Raw genomic sequence first — 22,078 nt, forward strand, 5'->3', positions numbered from 1 at the left:
CATGCCAGCCGGTTCCAGCCCGAAGCGGGAACGCCAGTACGAGCACATCAAGAAGAGCGCCCAGGACCGGGGCGAGAGCACCTCGCGCGCCAAGGAGATCGCGTCGCGGACGGTGAACAAGGAGCGCGCCCGGTCCGGCGAGTCCAAGACGGCCAGCCGCACCTCGATCCAGGACAAGTCCTCGGGCCGGCGGGGCGGCGAGCGGTCGGGCGAGGGCCCGCAGGGCCCTACCCGGGACCAGCTGTACGAGGAGGCGAAGAAGCGGAACATCCACGGGCGTTCGGACATGAACAAGAGCCAGCTCAAGCAGGCACTGGGCAAGTGAGCATGAGCGCCGCGTCCCACGGGACCGCGCGCGTCCGGGCGCCGTCGACGTGGCGACGGACCCGGTGACGAGGGCGAACCCATCGCACGCGACGAGCTGTTCGCCCCCCCCCAGACCGGCCCCCGCGACGGCCAACCAGCCTCCGCCGTCACGGGGGTCCTCTCCTGCCTCGTACCCTCTGACACACCATGACCAGCGTCAGTGTTCCCGCGGGCTGGCCCGCGACCGAGGAAGAGGCCCGCGCCGTCCAGGACGAGCTGCGGCGCCGGGTGGTGCGCGACGAACCGGGCCCGGAGCCCGGGACCGGGCACGTCACCGGCGTGGACGTGGCCTACGACGACGCGCGGGACGTGGTGGCGGCCGCGGCCGTCGTCCTCGACGCGGCGAGCCTGGAGGTTGTCGCCCAGTCCACGGCCGTCGGGCGGATCTCCTTCCCCTACGTCCCCGGCCTGCTCGCCTTCCGGGAGATACCGACCGTCCTGGCGGCCCTGGACGACCTGCCGTGCCCGCCGGGCCTCGTCGTCTGCGACGGCTACGGCCTCGCCCACCCCCGCCGTTTCGGCCTCGCCAGCCACCTCGGCGTCCTCACCGGCCTGCCCACGATCGGCGTCGCCAAGAACCCGTTCACCTTCACCTACGACACCCCCGCCGCCGCACGCGGCTCGGCCACGCCGCTCCTGGCCGGTGACGAGGAGGTGGGCCGCGCCCTGCGCACCCGCGAGGGCGTCAAGCCGGTCTTCGTCTCGGTCGGCCACCGTACGAGCCTCGACACGGCCTGCGCCCACACCCTCGCTCTGACCCCCACCTACCGCCTCCCGGAAACAACCCGCCACGCGGACAGCCTCTGCCGCCGCGCCCTGAAGCAGGCGACGGCCTCCCGGCAGGACAGCCTCTGAAGGCTGCGCTCAGGCGACCCGGTCGGGCCCCCTGAGTAGCCCGACTGAGTAGCCGTACGGATGTGGCCGTCCCGTGGGGCTCGGCAGGGTGGGGGCATGACGACACACCGTTCGCCCAAGCCGCTGGCCGACCCCGGCCGTCCCGTCGAGCGTGCCGTGACGGCCGCGCTGGTCGTGGGCGTGCTGGCGGGGTTCGGATGGATCGCCGGGATGGTCTACACGCTGGTGGAGTGGCCCTTCTGAGGCGCCGGGTCAGCGGGTGGCGGCCACCCGGAACGTGATGCCGGCCGCGCGCAGCCGCTCGGTCAGCGCGTCGCCCATCGCGACCGCCGTGGTGACCTGGCCGGCCGTTTCCGGCAGCTCGTCGAAGGCCAGGCAGAGCGCCGACTCCGCGAACATCTTGGCCGTCTCGCCGTAGCCGGGGTCGCCCCCGGACACCTCGGTGAACACCCGCCGCCCGCCGCCCTCGCCGACGAACCGGACCGAGAACCAGCTCTTCGCCCGCTTCTCAGGGCCGGGGCCCTCACCCGGCTTGAGCCGGTCGGACAGCCAGCGCCGGGCCGGCGGCAGCTGGGCCGCCGTGAACAGCGCGCCCATCGCCCCGACCCCGCCCACCGCGACGGGCAGCCGCCGTACGGCGGCGTAGTGGCGGTAGCGGAAGTCGGGGCCGTACCGCTCCAGCGCCCGCGCGGAACGCTTCACGATCTGCGGGTCGATCGTCGGCAGCGGCAGCGCCCACGCGCCGACCTCCTTGGCGAACCGCGGCGCCCCCGCCGGTGCCAGCGCCCGGCGGCCCATCAGCCTCGGCTCGTGCCGGGCCCGGTCCCGGGCGGCGGCGATCATCTGCCGGCCGCGCGCGAACTGGTTCAGCGCCGAGGCGAACGTGCCGCCCGAGAAGGCGGCGTCGGCCGTCACGTACGCGTCGACCGTCAGCGGCACCCCCTCCGGAAGCTGACGCACGGTGAAGTACGCCCCGAGGTCGTGCGGGATCGAGTCGAAACCGCAGGCGTGCACCAGCCGGGCGCCCGTCTCGCGCGCCCGTGCGTCGTGCCGGACGTACATCAGGTCCACGAACTCCGGCTCGCCGCTCAGGTCGAGATAATCGGCGCCGGTGTCCGCGCAGGCCGCCACCAGGTCCTCGCCGTACCGCACGTACGGCCCCACCGTCGAGGCCACCACGCGCGCCTGCTCGGCGAGCCGGCGCAGCGACGCCGGGTCGGCGACGTCCGCCTCCAGCACGCCGGGCTCCGAGCCCTCGGGCAGCGACGCGCGCAGCGCCTCCAGCTTCGCCTTGCCGCGCCCGGCGACGGCCCACCGCAGGCCCTCGGGCGCGTGGGCGGCCAGGTACTCCGCGGTCAGCACCCCCACGAACCCGGTCGCTCCGAAGAGCACGACGTCGTACGGACGGTCCGACCTGTTCAGCCTGCTCATGACACCCCTCGTTCCGCACCACGCGCCGTTGTCGGTGGCCGAGGCTAGCGTGAGGTGCGCGGAGCCCGACGACGAGCCCGGAGGTGAGGCGGTGGCCGTGCCCAGGACTGCCCTGAAGAAGTGGGAAAAAGTGCGCGAGTTCGCCCTCGGTCTGCCGTGCGCGGCCGAGGAGTTCCCCTGGGGGGACACCGTGGCGAAGGTCAACAGGAAGGTGTTCGTCTTCCTGGGCGCCCCCGACGGCGGCCACCCGCTGGGGGTGACCGTGAAGCTGAAGGACGAGGCGATCCACACGCACGCCCTGACCTGCCCGGGCGCGGAGCCCGCCGGATACGGGCTGGGCCGGGCGGGCTGGGTGCGGGTGCCGCTGGAGCCGGAGGGCGCCCCGGCTGCCGCACTGCTGTGCGAGTGGGTGGAGGAGAGCTACCGCGTCATCGCCCCGAGACGGCTGATCGCGGAGCTGGACGCGCGATGAGGGCGCCGGATGGGTTCGCCGCCGGGCCTTCCGACGGGTAACTTCCTAAGCGCTTGCTCTTGTGCCGACCGGCGCACCTTCTTAGCATCACTGGTGTTACAGCAGTTGTGTCACACACCTGGGGGCAGGATGGCGACGACGCCAGGACAGGGCCCGCTCACCGGCGTGCGCGTGGTCGAGCTGGCCGGGATCGGGCCCGGCCCGTTCGCCGCCATGCTCCTCGCCGACCTGGGCGCCGACGTCGTCCGCGTCGACCGCCCCGGCGGACCGGGCCTGGGAATCGACCCCGCGTACGACATCACCAACCGCAACAAACGCTCGGTGATCGTCGACCTCAAGGCCCCCGGCGGTGCCGCCCGCGTCCTCGACCTGGTCGCCCGCGCCGACATCCTCGTCGAGGGCTACCGCCCCGGAGTGGCCGAGCGCCTCGGCGTCGGACCGGACGCCTGCCACGCCCGCAACCCCCGGCTGGTCTACGGCCGGATGACCGGCTGGGGCCAGGACGGCCCCCTCGCCGACCGCGCCGGCCACGACATCGCGTACATCGCGCGCACCGGCACCCTCGGCATGATCGGCGCCCCCGGCGAACCGCCCGCCGTCCCCGCCAATCTGCTCGGCGACTACGCGGGCGGCTCCCTCTACCTCGTCGTCGGTGTCCTCGCCGCCCTGCACCACGCGCGGGCGACCGGCGAGGGACAGGTCGTCGACGCCGCCATCGTCGACGGCACCGCCCACCTCTCCGCGATGATCCACGGCATGCTCGCCGCCGGCGGCTGGCAGGACCGGCGCGGCGCCAACCTCCTCGACGGCGGCTGCCCCTACTACGGCACCTACGAGACCGCCGACGGGCGGTACATGGCCGTCGGGGCCCTGGAACCGCGCTTCTACGAGGAGTTCGTCACCCTCCTCGGCCTGCCGGAGCACACCGGCGCCCGCACCGACATCGGCCGCTGGGGCGAGCTGCGCGAGGCGGTCGCCGCCCGCTTCAGGGCCCGTACCCGCGACGAGTGGACGGCCGTCTTCGACGGCGCCGACGCCTGCGTGGCCCCCGTCCTGACCCTGGGCGAGGCCCCGCACGATCCGCACCTCGCCGCCCGCGGCACCTTCACCGACCACGACGGCCTCACCCAGCCGGCCCCCGCGCCCCGGTTCTCGGCCACCCCCACCGCCGTACGCACCGGACCGGCGCGGCCGGGGGCGGGCACCGCGGACGTCGCCCGCGACTGGGACGTGCCCGGCCTGTCCGCCCACCCCGAAACCACGAAGGACCTCGCATGAAGCGGCAGATCTTCGCTCCCGAGCACGACGCGTTCCGGGAGACCGTGCGCGCCTTCCTCGCCAGGGAGGTGCTGCCGCACTACGAGCAGTGGGAGAAGGCCGGCATCGTCTCCCGCGACGCCTGGCGCGCGGCCGGCAAACAGGGACTGCTCGGCTTCGCCGTGCCCGAGGAGTACGGGGGCGGCGGCACCCCCGACTTCCGCTACAGCGCCGTGCTCGCCGAGGAGTTCACCCGCGCCGGCGCCCCGGGGCTCGCCCTCGGGCTGCACAACGACATCATCGGCCCCTATCTGACCGGCCTCGCCACCGACGAGCAGAAGCGCCGGTGGCTGCCCGGCTTCTGCGACGGCACGCTCATCACCGCCATCGCCATGACCGAGCCCGGCGCCGGCTCCGACCTGCAGGGCATCCGCACCCACGCCGAGGACCACGGCGACCACTGGGTCCTCAACGGCTCCAAGACGTTCATCTCGAACGGCCTCCTCGCCGACCTCGTGATCGTCGTGGCGAAGACCACCCCCGAGGGCGGCGCGCGCGGGCTGTCGCTGCTCGTCGTCGAACGCGGTATGGACGGCTTCGAGCGCGGCCGCAACCTCGACAAGATCGGCCAGAAGGCCCAGGACACCGCCGAGCTGTTCTTCCACGACGTACGCGTCCCCAAGGAGAACCTGCTCGGCCGGCTCGACGGCGCGTTCGTGCACCTGATGACGAATCTCGCGCAGGAACGCCTGAGCATCGCCGTCGCCGCGATCGCCGCCGCCGAGCACCTGCTGGAGGTCACCACCGCGTACGTCAAGGAGCGCGAGGCGTTCGGCCGCCCCCTGGCGACCAAGCAGCACATCCGCTTCGAGGTGGCCGAGATGGCCACCGAGTGCGCGGTCACCCGCACCTTCCTGGACCGCTGCATAGCGGACCACGACCGCGGCGAGCTCGACGCCGTCCACGCCTCGATGGCCAAGTGGTGGGCGACCGAACTCCAGAAGCGCGTCGCCGACCGCTGTCTGCAACTGCATGGCGGGTACGGCTACATGAGCGAACATCCGGTGGCACGGGCCTTCACGGACGGCCGCATCCAGACCATCTACGGCGGGACGACCGAGATCATGAAGGAGATCATCGGCCGTTCCCTGCTGGGCTGACCCTCACCCCGAAAGGCTTGCTTGTGAGCACCGAAGCGTATGTGTACGACGCGATCCGCACCCCCCGGGGCCGCGGCAAGGCGAACGGCGCCCTGCACGGCACCAAGCCCATCGACCTGGTCGTCGGCCTGATCCACGAGATCCGCGACCGGTTCCCCGACCTGGACCCGGCGGCCGTGGACGACATCGTGCTCGGCGTCGTCGGCCCCGTCGGCGACCAGGGCTCCGACATCGCCCGGATCGCCGCGATCGCGGCCGGCCTGCCCGACACGGTGGCGGGCGTGCAGGAGAACCGCTTCTGCGCCTCCGGCCTGGAAGCCGTCAACCTGGCGGCGATGAAGGTCCGCTCCGGCTGGGAGGACCTGGTCCTCGCGGGCGGAGTCGAATCCATGTCCCGGGTGCCGATGGCCTCGGACGGCGGCGCCTGGTTCAACGACCCCATGACCAACCTGGACGTCAACTTCGTGCCGCAGGGCATCGGCGCCGACCTCATCGCCACCATCGAGGGCTTCACCCGCCGCGACGTCGACGAGTACGCGGCCCTCTCCCAGGAGCGGGCGGCGACGGCCTGGAAGGAGGGCCGCTTCGACCGGTCCGTCGTCCCGGTCAAGGACCGCAACGGCCTCGTCGTCCTCGACCACGACGAGCACATGCGCCCCGGCACCACCGCCGACTCCCTCGGCAAGCTCAAGCCGTCCTTCGCGGACATCGGCGACCTCGGCGGCTTCGACGCCGTCGCGCTGCAGAAGTACCACTGGGTCGAGAAGATCGATCACGTCCACCACGCGGGCAACTCCTCCGGCATCGTGGACGGCGCCTCCCTCGTCGCCGTCGGGAACAAGGAGGTCGGCGAGCGCTACGGCCTCACCCCCCGCGCGCGGATCGTCTCCGCCGCCGTCTCCGGCTCCGAGCCCACCATCATGCTCACCGGTCCGGCGCCCGCCACCCGCAAGGCGCTCGCCAAGGCCGGCCTGACCATCGACGACATCGACCTGGTCGAGATCAACGAGGCGTTCGCCGCGGTCGTCCTGCGCTTCGTCAAGGACATGGGTCTGTCGCTGGACAAGGTCAACGTCAACGGCGGCGCGATCGCCCTCGGTCACCCGCTCGGCGCCACCGGCGCCATGATCCTCGGCTCGCTCGTCGACGAGCTCGAGCGCCAGGACAAGCGGTACGGCCTCGCCACGCTCTGCGTCGGCGGCGGCATGGGCGTCGCCACCATCGTCGAGCGCATCTGACCCCCTCCCGACGGATACGACGGATCACACGGAGCACTCCCACATGAGCACTGAATCCACCACCATCCGCTGGGAACAGGACGGCGACGGCGTCGTCACCCTCGTCCTGGACGACCCGGACCAGTCGGCCAACACCATGAACCAGGCGTTCCGCGACTCGCTCGCCGTGATCACGGACCGCCTCGAGGCGGAGAAGGACACCATCCGCGGTGTCATCATCACCTCCGCCAAGAAGACCTTCTTCGCGGGCGGCGACCTGCGCGACCTCATCCAGGTCACCCCGGAGACCGCCCAGCAGCTCTTCGAGGGCGGCATGGCCATCAAGCGCCAACTGCGCCGCATCGAGACCCTCGGCAAGCCGGTCGTCGCCGCCCTGAACGGCGCGGCCCTCGGCGGCGGCTACGAGATCGCCCTCGCCTGCCACCACCGTGTCGCGCTCGACGCGCCCGGCTCCAAGATCGGCTGCCCGGAGGTCACCCTCGGCCTGCTGCCCGGCGGAGGCGGCGTCGTCCGCACCGTCCGGCTGCTCGGCATCGCCGACGCCCTGCTGAAGGTCCTCCTCCAGGGCACCCAGTACAGCCCGAAGCGCGCCCTGGAGAACGGCCTCGTCGACGACGTGGCGGGCACCCGCGAGGAACTGCTCGCCAAGGCCCGCGCCTACATCGACGCCCACCCCGAGTCCCAGCAGCCCTGGGACCGGCCCGGCTACCGCATCCCGGGCGGCACTCCCGCGAACCCCAAGTTCGCGGCGAACCTGCCCGCCTTCCCGGCCAACCTGCGCAAGCAGACGGGCGGCGCGCCCTACCCGGCGCCCCGCAACATCCTCGCGGCGGCCGTCGAGGGCGCCCAGGTCGACTTCGAGACCGCGCAGGTCATCGAGGCGCGCTACTTCGTGGAGCTGGCGGCCGGCCAGACCTCCAAGAACATGATCCAGGCGTTCTTCTTCGACCTCCAGGCCGTCAACTCCGGCGCCAACCGGCCGAAGGGCGTCGAGCCGCGCCAGGTCCGCAAGGTCGCCGTCCTCGGCGCCGGGATGATGGGCGCGGGCATCGCCTACTCCTGCGCCCGCGCCGGCATCGAGGTCGTCCTGAAGGATGTGGCCCTGGAAGCCGCCGTCAAGGGCAAGGGCTACTCGGAGACGCTCTGCGCCAAGGCGGTCTCCCGGGGCCGTACGACGCGGGAGAAGGCCGACGCGCTGCTGGCCCGCATCACCCCGACGGCCGACCCGCAGGACGTGGCCGGCTGCGACGCGGTCATCGAGGCCGTGTTCGAGAACCCCGAGCTCAAGCACAAGGTGTTCCAGGAGATCCAGAACATCGTCGAGCCGGACGCGCTGCTGTGCTCCAACACCTCGACGCTGCCGATCACCGCCCTCGCCGAGGGCGTGGAGCGCCAGGCCGACTTCATCGGGCTGCACTTCTTCTCGCCGGTCGACAAGATGCCGCTCGTGGAGATCATCAAGGGCGAGCGGACGGGGGAGGAGGCGCTCGCGCGCGCCTTCGACCTGGTCCGGCAGATCAACAAGACGCCGATCGTCGTCAACGACTCCCGCGGCTTCTTCACCTCCCGGGTCATCGGCCAGTTCATCAACGAGGGCGTGGCGATGGTCGGCGAGGGCATCGAGCCCGCGTCGGTCGAGCAGGCGGCGGCGCAGGCCGGCTACCCCGCCAAGGTCCTGTCCCTGATGGACGAACTGACCCTGACGCTCCCGCGCAAGATCCGAAACGAGTCCAAGCGGGCCGTCGAGGAGGCGGGCGGCACCTGGACACCGCACCCCGCCGAGGCCGTCATCGACCGCATGGTCGACGAGTTCGACCGCCCCGGCCGCGGCGGCGGCGCGGGCTTCTACGAGTACGGCGAGGACGGCAAGCGGGCCGGTCTGTGGCCGGGCCTGCGTGAGCACTTCACGCGCGAGAGCGCGCGGATCCCGTTCCGGGACATGCAGGAACGCATGCTGTTCTCGGAGGCGCTGGACACCGTGCGGCTGCTGGAGGAGGGCGTCCTGACGTCCGTCGCCGACGCCAACATCGGCTCCATCCTGGGCATCGGCTTCCCCGGCTGGACGGGCGGCGTGCTCCAGTACATCAACGGCTACGAGGGCGGCGTGGCCGGTTTCACGGCCCGCGCGCGCGAGCTGGCGGCGGCGTACGGCGAGCGGTTCACGCCGCCGGCGCTGCTGGTGGAGAAGGCGGAGAAGGGGGAGGCGTTCACCGACGGCCGGTGACGCGTCGCCCCGCCGGCGCGGGTCCCCGGACGGATGTCCCGGGACCCGCGCCGGTCAGGCGTCCCCGTGCGCCGGGTCGTCCCCGTCCGCCGGCCCGTCCCCGCCGGTCGGGGTGTCGCCGCCCAGCCACTCCCGCAGCTCCTCGCGCAGCGACCGCTGGAAGGCCGTCAGCAGCGCCTGCACCACCATCGGCTGCATCGACGCCGACAGCGACTTCACGTCCTGGGCGGCCCGCTCCTCGACCTCCTGGCGAAAGAGGCGCGACAGCTCCCGTGCCGCGTCGCGCGCGTGTTCGATGAGCACCTTGCGCGACGCGAGGATCGCCTCCGGGGACAGCGGCACGTCCAGCAGCCGTACGCCGAGCCGCAGCAGCCCCAGGTCGACGCGGTAGGCATCGCCGTCACCGGCCGCGACCACCCCCATCGCGGCCAGCCGTGCCACGTCGCCGTCGTCGAGCGCGCGCCCCGCCCGCCGCTCCAGCTCGGCGCGCGGGACCGTCTCCACGCTCTCCGGCGCCCAGGAGGCGACCACGGCCCGATGCACGGCGAGGTCGTGGGCGTCCAGATCCGGCGGGAGCTGCTGGAGGTACCGCTCGATGGCCGCCAGCGTCATGCCCTGGTGCTGCAGCTCCTCGATGAGCGCCAGCCGGGCCAGATGCTCGCGCCCGTAGTGCCCCACCCGGCGCGGGCCGATCACCGGGGGCGGCAGCAGGCCCTTGGTGCCGTAGAACCGCACCGTGCGGACCGTGGTCCCCGCCCGCGCGGCCAGCTCGTCGATCGTGAGGGTCGTCTCCCCGGTGCCGGTCGTCATGTGCAGCAGTATCGCTGTCGCACCAATGCTGTGACACCTCCCGCGACGCACCGGACCGTACCCGGCGGGATGTCACGCTCTGTGACGCACGCCACCGTGTGACCGGTTCGCGAGGGGGAAGGCGCCCTCTCGGTCCGCGCCCGCTCCGAGGCACGGACCGTCTGTACGTCCGGAACCCGGGTGAGGTCTGCTCGGGCGCACCAGAGAGTGGATCCTCCCGTGAGCAAGGACGCCGTGAACACGGCAGTGGCCGAGACCCCCGGTGACGCGGCCCAGACGCCCGCGGACGCGGGCGACGCCGGTTACAGCAAGGACCTCAAGGCCCGCCACGTCAACATGATCGCCATCGGTGGGGCCATCGGCACCGGCCTCTTCCTCGGCGCGGGCGGGCGCCTGCACAGCGCGGGTCCCGCACTCGCCCTCGCCTACCTCGTCTGCGGCGTCTTCGCCTTCTTCGTGGTGCGCGCCCTCGGCGAGCTCGTCCTGTACCGCCCCTCGTCCGGGTCCTTCGTGTCGTACGCGCGCGAGTTCCTCGGCGAGAAGGGCGCCTACGTCGCCGGCTGGATGTACTTCCTGAACTGGTCGACGACCGGGATCGCCGACATCACCGCGATCGCGCTCTACACGCACTACTGGAGCCTGTTCACCGACATCCCGCAGTGGCTGCTCGCGCTGGCCGCCCTGGCGGTCGTGCTGGCCGTGAACCTGATCTCGGTGAAGATCTTCGGCGAGATGGAGTTCTGGTTCGCGATCGTCAAGGTCGCCACCCTCGTCGGCTTCATGCTCATCGGCGTCTTCCTGCTCGCCACGCGGCACGAGGTCGGCGGCACCACGCCCGGCCTGAGCGTGATCACGGACAACGGCGGTCTCCTCCCGCACGGGGCGATGCCCGTCGTCCTGGTCATGCAGGGCGTGATCTTCGCCTACGCCGCCCTGGAGCTGGTCGGGGTCGCCGCGGGCGAGACCGCCGAACCCGAGAAGGTCGTCCCGCGCGCGGTGAACTCGATCATGTGGCGGGTCGGGCTGTTCTACTGCGGCTCCGTCGTCCTGCTCGCGCTCCTGCTGCCCGGCTCGGTGTACTCGGCCGACGAGAGCCCCTTCGTCACCGTGCTGTCGAAGATCGGCGTCCCGGCGGCCGGCGACGTGATGAACCTCGTCGTCCTGACGGCGGCGATGTCCTCGCTCAACTCGGGCCTGTACTCCACGGGCCGCATCCTGCGCTCCATGGCGACGGCGGGCTCCGCCCCGAAGTTCACCGCCCGCATGAACCGCAGCCAGGTGCCCTACGGCGGCATCCTGCTCACCTGCGCCGTCTGTGTGCTCGGCGTCGGCCTGAACTACCTAGTGCCGAGCAAGGCGTTCGAGATCGTCCTGAACGTGGCGTCCCTGGGCATCATCTCCACCTGGGTGATCATCATGGTCTGCCACCTGGTCTTCGTCCGCCGGGCCCGGGCGGGCCTGCTGCGCCGCCCGGCCTTCCGGCTCCCCGGCAGCCCGGTCACCGAGATCGCCACGATCACGTTCCTGCTGGCCTGCCTCGGCCTGATGGCCAACGACCCCGAGGTCGGCCGCAAGACCCTCCTCCTCGTCCCCCTCATCGCGGCGGCGCTCGTCGCCGGCTGGTTCGCGGTCCGCCGCCGGGTGACCGCCTCCTAGGGGGTGGCACTGTCGGCGGCCGCCGCTACGGTGGCGTCATGTCGGAGATCACGTATGTCCCGGGTGACGCCACCGCTGCCGCCGCCCGCCCCATCGACGTGCTGGTGCTGGGCGGGGCCGGCGTCGACACCATCGTGCACGTGCCGGAGCTGCCGATCCCGTACGCCGACAGCTACATGATCGACAGCGGCATACGGACCCGGGCCGGCCAGACCGGGGACTTCGTGGCCGTCGCCCTGACCGCCCTCGGCCTGCGCACCCACCACCTCGACTTCCTCGGCGACGACCCCGAGGGCGACCTCGTCCGCGCCCTGCACCGCGACCAGGGCATCCCCCTCACCGCCGTACCGCAGCCCGCCGGCACCAAGCGCGCCGTCAACCTCGTCGGCCCGGACGGCCGGCGGCTGTCCCTGTACGACACGAGCAGGGCGCACCCCGACGACCGGTTCCCCGAGGACACGCTGCGCGCCCTCGCCGGCGCCAGCCGGCACGCGCACGTGTCCCTCACCCAGCCTTGCGCCCACGCCCTGCCCGTCCTGCGCGAGGCCGGCGTCACGCTCTCCACCGACCTGCACGACTGGGACGGGGAGAACCCGTACCACGAGCCGTTCGCGTACACCGCCGACGTGGTGTTCCTCTCCGCGGCCGCGCTGCGCGAACCGGAGCGCACCCTGCGCCGGATCGCCGCGCGGGGCAGGGCCGAGGTCGTCGTCGCCACGGCCGGCGAGAAGGGCGCGTACGTCCTCGCCGACGACGAGCTGACGCACCTGCCCGCCGTGCCGCCGCCCGCGCCGGTGGTCGACTCCAACGGCGCGGGCGACGCCTTCGCCGCCGCGTTCCTGCACGCCTGGCTGAACCGCGAGACGCCGCTGCGCAGTGCCCTGTTCGGCACGATCGCCGGAGCCCACGCCTGCACGCTGCCGGCCACGGAGACGACGGCGATCGGCCTGGACGAGCTGCTCACGCGCGCCGCGGCCCTCTAGGCACTCAGTGCTCGTGCACGCCGTTCGTCGCGGCGATCTTCTTCCAGGACCTCGGCCGGGCCGGGGCCGCCGGTCCGGCGACCGAGGCGGCCCGCGCCACCGACACGGACGGCTTCGACGGCTGGAACAGCCAGGTGTCGAACAGCTCCGCGAGCGGCTGCCCGGACACCTCCTCCGCGTACCGGCGGAAGTCGGCCACCGACGCGTTGCCGTAGGCGTACTTCGCCGTCCAGCCCTTCAGGATCGTGAAGAACGCGTCGTCCCCGATCGCGTCGCGCAGCGCCTGCAGGGCCATCGCGCCCCGGTCGTAGACCGCGCCGTGGAACTGGTTCTCCGGACCCGGGTCACCGGGCAGGACCGTCCAGAACGGGTCGTCGGCCGGACGCGAGGCGTACGTGTACGCGGCGAGCTCCCGCGTCGTCCCCTCGCCCTCGTGCTCCGACCACAGCCACTGCGCGTACCGGGCGAAGCCCTCGTTGATCCAGATGTCCTTTCAGCCCTTGACGGAGACCGAGTCGCCGTACCACTGGTGGGCCAGCTCGTGGACGACGACGCTGGTGTTCGATCCGTTCGCGAACTGCCGCGGGCTGTAGAACGGCCGGGTCTGCGTCTCCAGCGCGTAGCCGGTGCCGGTGTTCGGCACATAGCCGCCGAGCGCGCCGAACGGATACGGCCCGAAGTACTCGCTGAGCCAGTCGGCGATCTCACCGGTCCGCTCGACGCTGGCCCGCGCGGCGCCGTAGTGCGGGCCCAGGTCCTTGCTGTAGGCGTTGACGACCGGGATGCCGCTGTCGCTCGTGCCCGTCGTCACGTCGAACCGGCCGAGCGCGAGCGTGGCGAGATAGGTCGCCTGCGGCTTGTCCGAACGCCAGTTGTAGCGGGTCCAGCCCAGCCGTGAACTCGTCGACTGCAGCGTGCCGTTGGAGATGGCCTGGGTGCCGTCCGGAACCTGCACCGAGACGTCGTAGGTCGCCTTGTCCAGCGGGTGGTCGTTGCTGGGGAACCACCACCAGGCGGCCTCGGGCTCGTTCGCGGCGACGCCGCCGTCCGGGGTGCGGTGCCAGCTGGTGAAGCCGTACGCCTTCTTCGTGGACGGCACGCCCCGGTAGCGCACGACGATCGTGAGGTCCGTGCCCTTGTCCAGCGGCTTCCTCGGGGTGATCTCCAGCTCGTGCTCCCCGGAGGTCGCGAACGCCGCCTTCGCGCCGTTGACGCGGACCTCCCCGACGTCCAGCAGGAAGTCCAGGTTCAGCCGGGAGAGGTCCCGCGTGGTCCGGGCGAGCAGGGTCGCGGTGCCCTCCAGCTCGTCCGTGGCCGGCCGGTACGTCAGCCGGAGGTCGTAGTGGGAGACGTCGTATCCGCCGTTGCCGTAGGCCGGGTAGTAGGGGTCGCCGATGCCCGGAGCGCCGGGGGAGTGACTCGCCGCCGAGGCCGGGATCACCAGCATCAGGGAGGCGGCCGCCAGGGCACCCGGCGCCGTGATTCTGCGGTGCACGAAAGCTCCAAGTCGTAGGGGACCGAAGTCTGTCGGGAGCCTATTCACCCCCTGTGCATCCGATGTGTCCATGACCACGGCTGTCACACGATCGCCATTCGGCCGACACGTGCCGCGCCGCCCCGGGGGCGGTTATCGGCCACCCGCCCCTCACGTGTCGTCAGCCGCCCTCTTCTGCGCGGGAGTTGACCGATGTACCGTCCGCGCATGCCGAACCGTACGCGCACGACGATCTGGAGACCGCTCGCGACGGCGGCCACAGCCGCCCTCCTGGCCACGTTCCTGGCGCCCACCACGGCCCAGTCGGCCCCGCGCGAGAGCCGCCCCGTCCACTCCTACGAGAACGCCGTCCGCGAGGCCGTCTGGGTGGACACCGGACTCGACGCCGACCGCGACGGACGGCACGACCGCGTCGCCGTCGACATCGTCCGGCCCCGCGAACCGGCCGCTCAGGGCCGCAGGGTGCCCGTCATCATGGACGCCAGCCCGTACTACTCGTGCTGCGGGCGCGGCAACGAGGGCCAGAAGAAGACGTACGACGCGCACGGCGACGTCGTGGGGATGCCGCTGTTCTACGACAACTACTTCGTGCCGCGCGGTTACGCCGTCGTCGGTGTCGACCTCGCCGGCACCAACCGCTCCGACGGCTGCGTGGACGTCGGCGGCCGCTCCGACGTCCTGTCCGCGAAGGCCGTCGTCGACTGGCTGAACGGCCGCGCCACCGCGTACACGACCCGCACCGGCACCACCCGCGCCAAGGCGACGTGGAGCAACGGCCGCACCGGCATGATCGGCAAGAGTTGGGACGGCACCATCGCCAACGGCGTCGCCGCCACCGGCGTGGAGGGCCTGAAGACCATCGTCCCGATCAGCGCGATCTCCTCCTGGTACGACTACTACTTCCAGCAGGGCGCCCCGCTGTACGACTCCGGCCCCGACTGGCTCTCCGACTACGTCGACAGCCCCGACGCCCGCGCCAAGTGCGCCGCCGTCCAGAAGAAGCTCGTCGACGGGGCCCCGCGCACCGGCGACTGGACGCCGCTGTGGACCGAGCGCGACTACGTGAAGGACGCGCGCAAGGTCCGGGCCAGCGTCTTCCTCGTCCACGGCACGCAGGACCTCAACGTCCGGATGAAGCACGTCGGGCAGTGGTGGGACGCCCTCGCGAAGAACGGCGTCGAGCGCAAGATCTGGCTCGCGCAGACCGGTCACGTCGACCCCTTCGACTTCCGCCGCGCCGAGTGGGTCAAGACCCTGCACCGCTGGTTCGACCATGAACTCCTCGGCTACGACAACGGCATCGACCGCGAGCCGATGGCCGACATCGAACGCCACCCCGACCAGTGGGTCACCTCCGCGGCCTGGCCGCCTCGCGGCACCGCCACCGCTACCCTGCGCCCCGCCCGCGGTGCCCAGCCCGGTGTGGGCACCCTGGGCCTGCGCGGGGGCCGCGGCACCGAGACGTTCACGGACGACCCGGGGCACGGCGAAACCGACTGGGCCGCGGCGATCGACACCCGCACCGCCGACAAGGCGGGCTTCGTGACCGGTCCGCTCAGCCGCGACCTGCGCCTGTCCGGCTCCTCGAAGGTCACCGTCACCGCGACCCCCACCACCGCCACCGCCCATCTGTCCGCCGTCCTGGTCGATCTGGGCCCCGACACGATCCGCGACTACGCGGCGCGCGGCGAGGGAATCACCACGCTCACCGGCCGCGACTGCTGGGGCGCGAGCACCACCGGCGACAGCGCCTGCTACCTGCGGACGGCCGCCGACACCACCGACGTCGAGCACACCGTCGTCAGCCGGGGCTGGGCCGACCTCGGCACCCACGCCTCCGCCCGGTACGGCCGGCCACTCACGCCGGGCAAGGCGTACACCCTCACCCTCGACCTGGCCGCCACCGACCATGTCGTCCCGGCCGGCCACCGGCTCGCCCTGATCGTCGCGGGCACCGACAAGGGCCTGATCGACCCGCCGTCGACCAGGCCCACCCTCGCCCTCGACCTGTCCCGCACCGAGGCCCGCGTCCCGCTGGTGGGCGGCGCCGCCGCGTTCGCCCGGGCCACGGCCGGGTCGCCGTCCGGCGCCCCGCGCGTCGCCGAACGCCTCGACGGCGTCACGGGCGTGCCCCGGTCCGCCGGGCGCGTACCGGAGGGAGGCCGGTGACCCGCGTCCGGGCGCTCGTCCTGACCGGGGCGGCCCTCGCCGCCTGCCTGGTCGCGGGGCCCGCGCACGCCGCGGCGTCCCCGCCCCGCACCGGCTTCGAGACGTCGAACGGGGCCCGCTGGACCAGCCAGCCGGAGGAACAGGCCCTGCTGGCCACCGTCGACCGGGCGAGCGACCGGGTCTCGGTCACCCGGATCGGCACCACCGGCGAGGGCCGCCCGCTCCGGCTGGTCCGGATCGGCGAACGCCGGGCGGCGTACACGGTGCTGCTGGTGTGCAGCCAGCACGGTGACGAACCGTCCGGCCGCGAGGCATGCCTGTCCACGGTCCGCGACCTCGCCTACGCGAAGGACCCGGCCACCCGCCGGTTCCTGGAGCGCACCACCGTGCTGGTCGTGCCCACCGCCAACCCCGACGGCCGGGCCGCGGACACCCGCGGCAACGGCGACGGCGTCGACGTCAACCGCGACCATCTCGCCCTCGCGACCGCCGAGGCCCGCGCCATGGCCGCCGTCGTCCGCGACGAACGGCCCGACGTCGTGTACGACCTGCACGAGTACGGCGCCACACCTCCGTACTACGACAAGGACCTGTTCGACCTGTGGCCGCGCAACCTCAACACGGACCGCGCCGTCCACGACGCGGCCCGCACCCTGTCCGAGGCGTACGTCCGCCCCGCGGCCGCCCGCGCCGGCCACTCCACGGGCACGTACGGCATCTGGACCGACCCGGTGACCGGCGAACCGGTCCGGCAGGTCGCCGGGGACGGCCAGGAGCGCATCCTGCGGAACATGACCGGCGTCAAGCACGCGGTCGGCCTGCTCATCGAGAGCCGGGTCGACGCCCTCACCGACGCCGAGCGGGCCGACCCGGCCCTCAACCACCGGCGCCGGGTGCACTCCCAGCTCGCCGCGCTCGGCGGGCTGTTCCGCTTCGGCGACGAGCAGCGCGGCCGGGTCGAGCGGGCCACCGCCGCGGCCCGCCTCGCAGGCTGGACCGACAGTGGCCCGGTGTACCTGGGCGGCGCCGACAACGACCCGCCCGAACCGGCCGAGGTGATCGAGGACCCGCCCTGCGGCTACCGGCTCACCCCGGCTCAGTACGCGCAGGTGAGGGACCAGCTGGCGCTGCACGGGGTACGCACCCGGGGCACCTATGTGCCCCTGCGTCAGCCGCTGCGCGCCCTCGTCCCGCTGCTCCTGGACGGACGGGCGCCGTACCACCTCACGGAGGGTGAGCCCGACACCGGCTGCTGAACGGGCTCCGCGTGGCGGAATCTGTGGTAGGCCCTGGAAACACGTGGTGACCGGCGTATCCACCGTTTCCAGGGGAAGGTGCCGCAGATGACTGATGATCTGAAGCAGAGAGGCGGTGACGGTCCGGAAGCGTCCGCGGGCGCTTCCGCCCGCCGTACCGACCCAGTGGTGTTCGGGGTCACCGCGGCCATCACCCTGGCCTTCGTGATCTGGGGCTGGGCGGCCACCGACTCGCTGGAGAGCGTGTCCTCGACGCTGCTCGACGGCCTGATCCACAACGGCGGCTGGGCGTTCATGCTGGCCGCCTCCGCGTTCGTGGTGTTCGCGCTCTGGCTCGCCATCAGCCGGTACGGCCGCGTCCATCTCGGGGCCGAGGGCGAGAAGCCCGAGTTCAGGACGGTGTCCTGGGTCGCCATGATGTTCAGCGCCGGCATGGGCATCGGCTTGATGTTCTACGGCGTCAGCGAACCGCTCGCGCACTACACGACACCGCCCCCCGGCACGCACCCCGCCAACTCCGGCGAACGCATGGAGACGGCGATGGCCACCACCCTCTTCCACTGGACGCTGCACCCGTGGGCGATCTACGCGGTGGTCGGACTCGGCATCGCCTACAGCACCTTCCGCAAGCGCCGCCGCCAGACGATCAGCGCGGTCTTCACCCCGTTGATCGGGGAGCGCCACGCGAACGGCACGGTGGGACGGGTCATCGACATCCTCGCGATCATCGCGACCGTCTTCGGCTCCGCGGCCTCCCTCGGCCTCGGCGCCCTGCAGATCGGCTCCGGTTTCCAGGAGCTGGGCTGGATGGACGACGTGAGCACCGGTCTGCTCGTCGCGATCATCGCGGTGCTGACGCTGGCCTTCGTCGCCTCGGCCGTCTCCGGGATCGAGCGGGGCATCCAGTGGCTGTCGAACATCAACATGGTGCTCGCCCTGATCCTCGCGGTGTTCGTGTTCATCGCGGGCCCGACGATCATCGTCCTCGACCTGATCCCCACCTCGGTCTTCTCCTATCTCGGCGACCTGCCCCAGCTCGCCGGCCGCACCGAGGCCAGCGGCGGCGAGGGCGTCGCCGCGTGGCTCGGCAGCTGGACGGTCTTCTACTGGGCGTGGTGGATCTCCTGGACGCCGTTCGTCGGCATGTTCATCGCGCGCATCAGCCGCGGCCGCACCATCCGGCAGTTCGTCGGCGGGGTCATCCTCGTGCCCAGCACGGTCAGCCTGGTCTGGTTCGCGGTCTTCGGCGGCTCGGCGATGAAGGTGAAGGAGGGCGGCGGGCTCGCCGGGGAGAACACCCCCGAGGGACAGCTCTTCGGGCTGCTCCAGGAGTTCCCGGCCGCCACGGCCACCAGCCTGCTGGTGATGGTCCTGGTCGGCATCTTCTTCGTGTCCGGAGCCGACGCGGCGTCCATCGTGATGGGCACGCTCTCCCAGAAGGGCGCCCTGGAACCCGGACGGTTGGTCATCGTGTTCTGGGGTGTGGTCACCGGTGCCGTGGCGGCCATCATGCTGCTCGTCGGCAGCGGCCAGGGCGACGCCCTGACAGGGCTTCAGAACCTCACCATCCTCGCCGCGGCGCCCTTCGTCCTGGTGATGATCGGGGTGTGCGTGGCCCTCATGCGCGATCTGCGCCAGGACCCGGTCATCGTGCGCGGCGAGATCGGCTCCGAGGCCGTCGACCTCGCCGTCATCGAGGGACACAAGCGCTACGACGGGGACTTCGAGATCAAGGTCGGCCCGGGTCACGGCACCGAGACCTCCGGCGATCCGCTGGGCCACGACTACCGCTGAGGGGCACACCGGCGTGGGGGAGGCGGGCGTACCGCCGCCCTCGCGCCCCCGCCCACCCCTACGCGCCCGCGCGTGCGTTCGGCCCCCGAACCGGACGTAGCGGAATATGTCATGCCGCGCTCATACCGGTCCCGCTCTGGGGATACTCACAGCATGTCTGCCGCGTACGCGACCTTCGGCCTGGCACCGGCGATGCGTGCCGGTGGCGTCCTCGCCAACGGTGACTACCAGGTGCACCGGGACTTCGTGGACTTCATCGTCGACGGACGCCCGCTGCTGTTCCAGCTCTCCGACCTCGACGCCGTCTCCCCGCTCGCCTCCGACGTACCGCCCGCCATCTTCACCGCCCAGGTCCGCAGCCTGCTCCTGGAGGCCGACGCCCCGCTGCCCGGCGGACGGTACGTCATCTACGGCTGCCCCGACTGCGCCGACCTCGCCTGCGGAGCCGTCACCGCGGCCATCGCCCAGGACGGCGACGACTACATCTGGCAGGACTTCGCCTGGCAGACCGACGAACACGCCGACCTGCAGCTCAACGGCTACCACGGCATAGGCCCCTTCCGCTTCCAGGGCACCGAGTACCGCGCCGCACTCCACTCCCTGCTGCGGGACGCCGCCGAGGCACCGCGCCGCCGGGTGCTCCTCATCGGCGCGCGGGTCGCCGTCCTCGCCCGGCTCGCCGCCGCGCTGCGCACCATCGGCGTCGGCGCCGACATCACCGACGACGTCAGCGGCGTACCCGCCGACGAACTGTGCGCCTACGGCGCCGTCGCCTTCGGGCGCGCGGTGGGCGAGGAGCAGCGCGCCACCGTACGCCGGGCGTTCACGGACGCCGGCGTCGACGTGGTGTACGTCGACGGCCTCGCGCCGATCGTGCCGCTGCTGGTCGCGCAGATCGAACACGCCCTGGACCGCAGCCCGCTCGACCGGCGCCGGCTGACCCGCCTGGTGGCCGCCGACGGGGAGGCCGGGCTCGAGGTCACCTCGCCGTGCCGGGTCCGGCTCACCGCCTACCGCCTCGACCGCCTGTACCGCGCCCACACCCACGAGGTCTTCGACGGTGTCCTGGAGCCGGGCCGCCACCGCATCCCGCTCGACGCCAAGGCCGTCAAGGGCGAGGCGTTCGTGGTGGCCCGGACGTCGGGCAGCGTGCTGGTGGAGCCGATGGCCCGCTGACGCCTCGGCCAGGCAGATCTGCGGCGCCCCCCGCCGGGCGGGGCCGTTAGGATCGCTCCCTGTGACCGCCACCCTCGTCGCCAAGAACCTCGCCGCCGGCCACGGCGACCGCACCCTGTTCAGCGGGCTCGACCTCGTCGTGGCACCCGGCGACGTGATCGGCCTGGTCGGGGCCAACGGCGCCGGCAAGTCCACGCTGCTGCGCCTGCTCGCCGGGCTCGCCGCGCCGGAGGAGGGCGAACTGCGCCTGTCCCCGCCGGCCGCCACCGTGGGTCACCTCCCGCAGGAACCGGAGCGCCGGCCCGGCGAGACCGTCCGGCGGTTCCTCGCCCGCCGTACCGGGGTCGCCGAGGCCCAGCGCGTGATGGACGAGTCGACCCAGGCCCTCGTCGACGGGGCGCCCGGCGCCGACGACGCGTACGCGACCGCCCTGGAGCGCTGGCTGGGACTGGGCGGTGCCGACCTCGACGAGCGGGCCGACGAGGTCGCCGACGCGCTCGGTCTCGCCGTGGACCTCGACCAGCCGATGACGTCCCTGTCCGGCGGCCAGGCGGCCCGCGCCGGACTGGCCTCGCTGCTGCTCTCCCGCTACGACGTCTTCCTGCTCGACGAGCCCACCAACGACCTCGACCTCGACGGCCTGGAGCGGCTGGAACGCTTCGTCACCGGCCTGCGCGCCGGCACGGTGGTCGTCAGCCACGACCGGGAGTTCCTCGCCCGCACGGTCACCAAGGTCCTCGAACTCGACCTGGCGCAGGGGCGGATCAACCTCTACGGCGGCGGCTACGACGCCTACCTGGAGGAGCGCGAGGTGGCCCGCCGGCACGCCCGCGACGACTACGAGGAGTACGCCGACAAGAAGGCCGTCCTCCACGAGCGTGCCCAGACCCAGCGCTCCTGGATGGACAAGGGGGTGAAGAACGCCCGGCGCAAGGCGAGCGACAACGACAAGATCGGCCGCAAGTTCCGCAGCGAGGCCAGCGAGAAGCAGGCCGCGAAGGCCCGGCAGACCCAGCGCATGATCGAGCGCCTGGAGACCGTCGAGGAACCGCGCAAGGAGTGGGAACTGCGCATGGAGATCGCGTCGGCGCCCCGCTCCGGCGCGGTGGTCGCGACCCTGCGTGACGCCGAGGTCCGCCGCGGCCCCTTCACCCTGGGCCCGGTGTCCCTGCAGATCGACTGGGCGGACCGGGTGGCCGTCACCGGGGCCAACGGCGCCGGCAAGTCCACCCTGCTGGCCGCCCTCCTGGGCCGGGTCCCGCTGGACGCCGGCCGGGCCCACCTCGGCGCGGGCGTCCTGATCGGCGAGGTCGACCAGGCACGTCGGCTGTTCCACGGCGACGAGTCCCTGCTGGACGCCTTCCGCGCGGCCGTCCCCGACACCGAACCGGTCGAGGTGCGCACCCTGCTGGCCAAGTTCGGCCTGAAGTCGGAGCACGTCCTGCGCCCGGCCGTCACCCTTTCCCCGGGGGAGCGGACCCGGGCCGCGCTGGCCCTGCTCCAGGGCCGGGGCGTCAACCTCCTGGTCCTGGACGAGCCCACCAACCACCTCGACCTGCCCGCCATCGAGCAGCTGGAGTCGGCCCTGGACGCCTACGAGGGCACCCTGCTGCTGGTCACCCACGACCGCCGCATGCTCGACGCGGTCCACGTCACCCGCCGCCTGGAGGTCGCCGACGGCAAGGTGACGGAACGCTGAGTGGTCCGGGGCGGGCGGGGGCGCCCCGCCCGCCCCG

The 22,078-nt window shown here is 72.6% G+C and carries 17 protein-coding genes and 1 pseudogene; 15 read left to right on the top strand and 3 right to left on the bottom strand.

All coding sequences use genetic code 11. The features are described 5' to 3' along the window. The first annotated feature begins 1 nt into the window (after position 1). The 3 genes from ACFRAC_RS20090 to mmpA all read left to right on the top strand — a co-directional run bounded on the left by ACFRAC_RS20090 (position 2) and on the right by mmpA (position 1,464). Complete coding sequence (locus ACFRAC_RS20090) at positions 2 to 325, top strand: plasmid stabilization protein (RefSeq protein ID WP_382925383.1); 324 nt, start codon at positions 2 to 4, stop codon at positions 323 to 325. A 188-nt stretch (positions 326 to 513) separates the two neighbouring features. Beyond that, entirely contained in the window at positions 514 to 1,221 is a 708-nt protein-coding gene (locus tag ACFRAC_RS20095; protein WP_382925385.1) for an endonuclease V, read from the top strand. 96 nt (positions 1,222 to 1,317) lie between these two features. Beyond that, entirely contained in the window at positions 1,318 to 1,464 is a 147-nt protein-coding gene (mmpA, locus tag ACFRAC_RS20100; protein WP_382925387.1) for a morphogenic membrane protein MmpA, read from the top strand. Positions 1,465 to 1,473: 9 nt separating this feature from the next. Here mmpA and ACFRAC_RS20105 read toward each other — a convergent pair whose 3' ends face one another. Continuing rightward, complete coding sequence (locus tag ACFRAC_RS20105; RefSeq protein ID WP_382925388.1) at positions 1,474 to 2,652, bottom strand: saccharopine dehydrogenase family protein; 1,179 nt, start codon at positions 2,650 to 2,652, stop codon at positions 1,474 to 1,476. A 91-nt stretch (positions 2,653 to 2,743) separates the two neighbouring features. On the opposite strand from ACFRAC_RS20105, the gene ACFRAC_RS20110 reads away from it, so the two are divergent. From ACFRAC_RS20110 to ACFRAC_RS20130, 5 genes are all read left to right on the top strand, one after another. After that, positions 2,744 to 3,124 (top strand): MmcQ/YjbR family DNA-binding protein, encoded by a 381-nt coding sequence (locus ACFRAC_RS20110; RefSeq protein ID WP_382925389.1) that lies wholly within the window; start codon positions 2,744 to 2,746, stop codon positions 3,122 to 3,124. Between the two features lie 129 nt (positions 3,125 to 3,253). Then, positions 3,254 to 4,402 (top strand): CaiB/BaiF CoA transferase family protein, encoded by a 1,149-nt coding sequence (locus ACFRAC_RS20115; RefSeq protein WP_382925390.1) that lies wholly within the window; start codon positions 3,254 to 3,256, stop codon positions 4,400 to 4,402. Continuing rightward, complete coding sequence (locus ACFRAC_RS20120; RefSeq protein WP_382925391.1) at positions 4,399 to 5,541, top strand: acyl-CoA dehydrogenase family protein; 1,143 nt, start codon at positions 4,399 to 4,401, stop codon at positions 5,539 to 5,541. Before ACFRAC_RS20115 ends, ACFRAC_RS20120 begins: the two co-directional genes overlap by 4 nt. A 23-nt stretch (positions 5,542 to 5,564) precedes the next feature. After that, a complete protein-coding gene (locus ACFRAC_RS20125) occupies positions 5,565 to 6,779 on the top strand; it encodes an acetyl-CoA C-acetyltransferase (RefSeq protein WP_382925393.1) in 1,215 nt (404 codons plus the stop codon). 43 nt (positions 6,780 to 6,822) lie between these two features. After that, the gene (locus ACFRAC_RS20130; RefSeq protein ID WP_382925394.1) at positions 6,823 to 9,003 is read left to right on the top strand and encodes a 3-hydroxyacyl-CoA dehydrogenase NAD-binding domain-containing protein; all 2,181 of its coding nucleotides are present in this window, start codon (positions 6,823 to 6,825) and stop codon (positions 9,001 to 9,003) included. Between the two features lie 54 nt (positions 9,004 to 9,057). On the opposite strand, the gene ACFRAC_RS20135 is transcribed toward ACFRAC_RS20130, so the two are convergent. Then, complete coding sequence (locus ACFRAC_RS20135) at positions 9,058 to 9,813, bottom strand: MerR family transcriptional regulator (RefSeq protein ID WP_382925396.1); 756 nt, start codon at positions 9,811 to 9,813, stop codon at positions 9,058 to 9,060. Between the two features lie 219 nt (positions 9,814 to 10,032). On the opposite strand from ACFRAC_RS20135, the gene ACFRAC_RS20140 reads away from it, so the two are divergent. After that, positions 10,033 to 11,469, top strand: coding sequence for an amino acid permease (locus ACFRAC_RS20140; protein ID WP_382925398.1), 1,437 nt, complete (start codon positions 10,033 to 10,035; stop codon positions 11,467 to 11,469). Positions 11,470 to 11,507: 38 nt separating this feature from the next. Further along, on the top strand, positions 11,508 to 12,452 hold the full coding sequence (locus ACFRAC_RS20145; RefSeq protein ID WP_382925399.1) for a PfkB family carbohydrate kinase: 945 nt from the start codon (positions 11,508 to 11,510) through the stop codon (positions 12,450 to 12,452). A 4-nt stretch (positions 12,453 to 12,456) separates the two neighbouring features. On the opposite strand, the pseudogene ACFRAC_RS20150 reads toward ACFRAC_RS20145, so the two are convergent. Continuing rightward, positions 12,457 to 13,947: pseudogene (locus ACFRAC_RS20150) on the bottom strand (M1 family metallopeptidase). A 207-nt stretch (positions 13,948 to 14,154) separates the two neighbouring features. Here ACFRAC_RS20150 and ACFRAC_RS20155 point away from each other — a divergent pair. The 5 genes from ACFRAC_RS20155 (at position 14,155) to ACFRAC_RS20175 (ending at position 22,041) form a co-directional block, all read left to right on the top strand. Then, the gene (locus ACFRAC_RS20155) at positions 14,155 to 16,116 is read left to right on the top strand and encodes a Xaa-Pro dipeptidyl-peptidase (protein ID WP_382925401.1); all 1,962 of its coding nucleotides are present in this window, start codon (positions 14,155 to 14,157) and stop codon (positions 16,114 to 16,116) included. Next, positions 16,113 to 17,372 carry a M14 family metallocarboxypeptidase gene (locus ACFRAC_RS20160; RefSeq protein WP_382925403.1) on the top strand — a complete coding sequence of 420 codons (1,260 nt, stop codon included), beginning with the start codon at positions 16,113 to 16,115 and terminating at the stop codon, positions 17,370 to 17,372. Before ACFRAC_RS20155 ends, ACFRAC_RS20160 begins: the two co-directional genes overlap by 4 nt. A gap of 87 nt (positions 17,373 to 17,459) precedes the next feature. Further along, positions 17,460 to 19,166: a BCCT family transporter gene (locus ACFRAC_RS20165; RefSeq protein WP_382925404.1), complete on the top strand. Its 1,707-nt coding sequence runs from the start codon at positions 17,460 to 17,462 to the stop codon at positions 19,164 to 19,166. Positions 19,167 to 19,319: 153 nt separating this feature from the next. Next, positions 19,320 to 20,342 (top strand): oxidoreductase, encoded by a 1,023-nt coding sequence (locus tag ACFRAC_RS20170; RefSeq protein ID WP_382925405.1) that lies wholly within the window; start codon positions 19,320 to 19,322, stop codon positions 20,340 to 20,342. Between the two features lie 61 nt (positions 20,343 to 20,403). Then, positions 20,404 to 22,041 (top strand): ABC-F family ATP-binding cassette domain-containing protein, encoded by a 1,638-nt coding sequence (locus tag ACFRAC_RS20175; RefSeq protein ID WP_382925407.1) that lies wholly within the window; start codon positions 20,404 to 20,406, stop codon positions 22,039 to 22,041. Positions 22,042 to 22,078: the final 37 nt, after the last annotated feature.

Origin of the sequence: Streptomyces sp. NPDC056628, from assembly GCF_042792555.1 — a bacterium.
GTDB lineage: Bacteria > Actinomycetota > Actinomycetes > Streptomycetales > Streptomycetaceae > Streptomyces.

What these genes read in the sequence shown, in the direction of transcription:
- ACFRAC_RS20130 (WP_382925394.1), top strand. Translation starts at nt 6,823, where the DNA reads ATGAGCACTGAATCCACCACCATCCGCTGGGAACAGGACGGCGACGGC.
- ACFRAC_RS20145 (WP_382925399.1), top strand. Translation starts at nt 11,508, where the DNA reads ATGTCGGAGATCACGTATGTCCCGGGTGACGCCACCGCTGCCGCCGCC.
- ACFRAC_RS20095 (WP_382925385.1), top strand. Translation starts at nt 514, where the DNA reads ATGACCAGCGTCAGTGTTCCCGCGGGCTGGCCCGCGACCGAGGAAGAG.
- ACFRAC_RS20090 (WP_382925383.1), top strand. Translation starts at nt 2, where the DNA reads ATGCCAGCCGGTTCCAGCCCGAAGCGGGAACGCCAGTACGAGCACATC.
- ACFRAC_RS20165 (WP_382925404.1), top strand. Translation starts at nt 17,460, where the DNA reads ATGACTGATGATCTGAAGCAGAGAGGCGGTGACGGTCCGGAAGCGTCC.
- ACFRAC_RS20105 (WP_382925388.1), bottom strand. Translation starts at nt 2,652, where the DNA reads ATGAGCAGGCTGAACAGGTCGGACCGTCCGTACGACGTCGTGCTCTTC.
- ACFRAC_RS20170 (WP_382925405.1), top strand. Translation starts at nt 19,320, where the DNA reads ATGTCTGCCGCGTACGCGACCTTCGGCCTGGCACCGGCGATGCGTGCC.
- ACFRAC_RS20135 (WP_382925396.1), bottom strand. Translation starts at nt 9,813, where the DNA reads ATGACGACCGGCACCGGGGAGACGACCCTCACGATCGACGAGCTGGCC.
- mmpA (WP_382925387.1), top strand. Translation starts at nt 1,318, where the DNA reads ATGACGACACACCGTTCGCCCAAGCCGCTGGCCGACCCCGGCCGTCCC.
- ACFRAC_RS20115 (WP_382925390.1), top strand. Translation starts at nt 3,254, where the DNA reads ATGGCGACGACGCCAGGACAGGGCCCGCTCACCGGCGTGCGCGTGGTC.
- ACFRAC_RS20155 (WP_382925401.1), top strand. Translation starts at nt 14,155, where the DNA reads ATGCCGAACCGTACGCGCACGACGATCTGGAGACCGCTCGCGACGGCG.
- ACFRAC_RS20120 (WP_382925391.1), top strand. Translation starts at nt 4,399, where the DNA reads ATGAAGCGGCAGATCTTCGCTCCCGAGCACGACGCGTTCCGGGAGACC.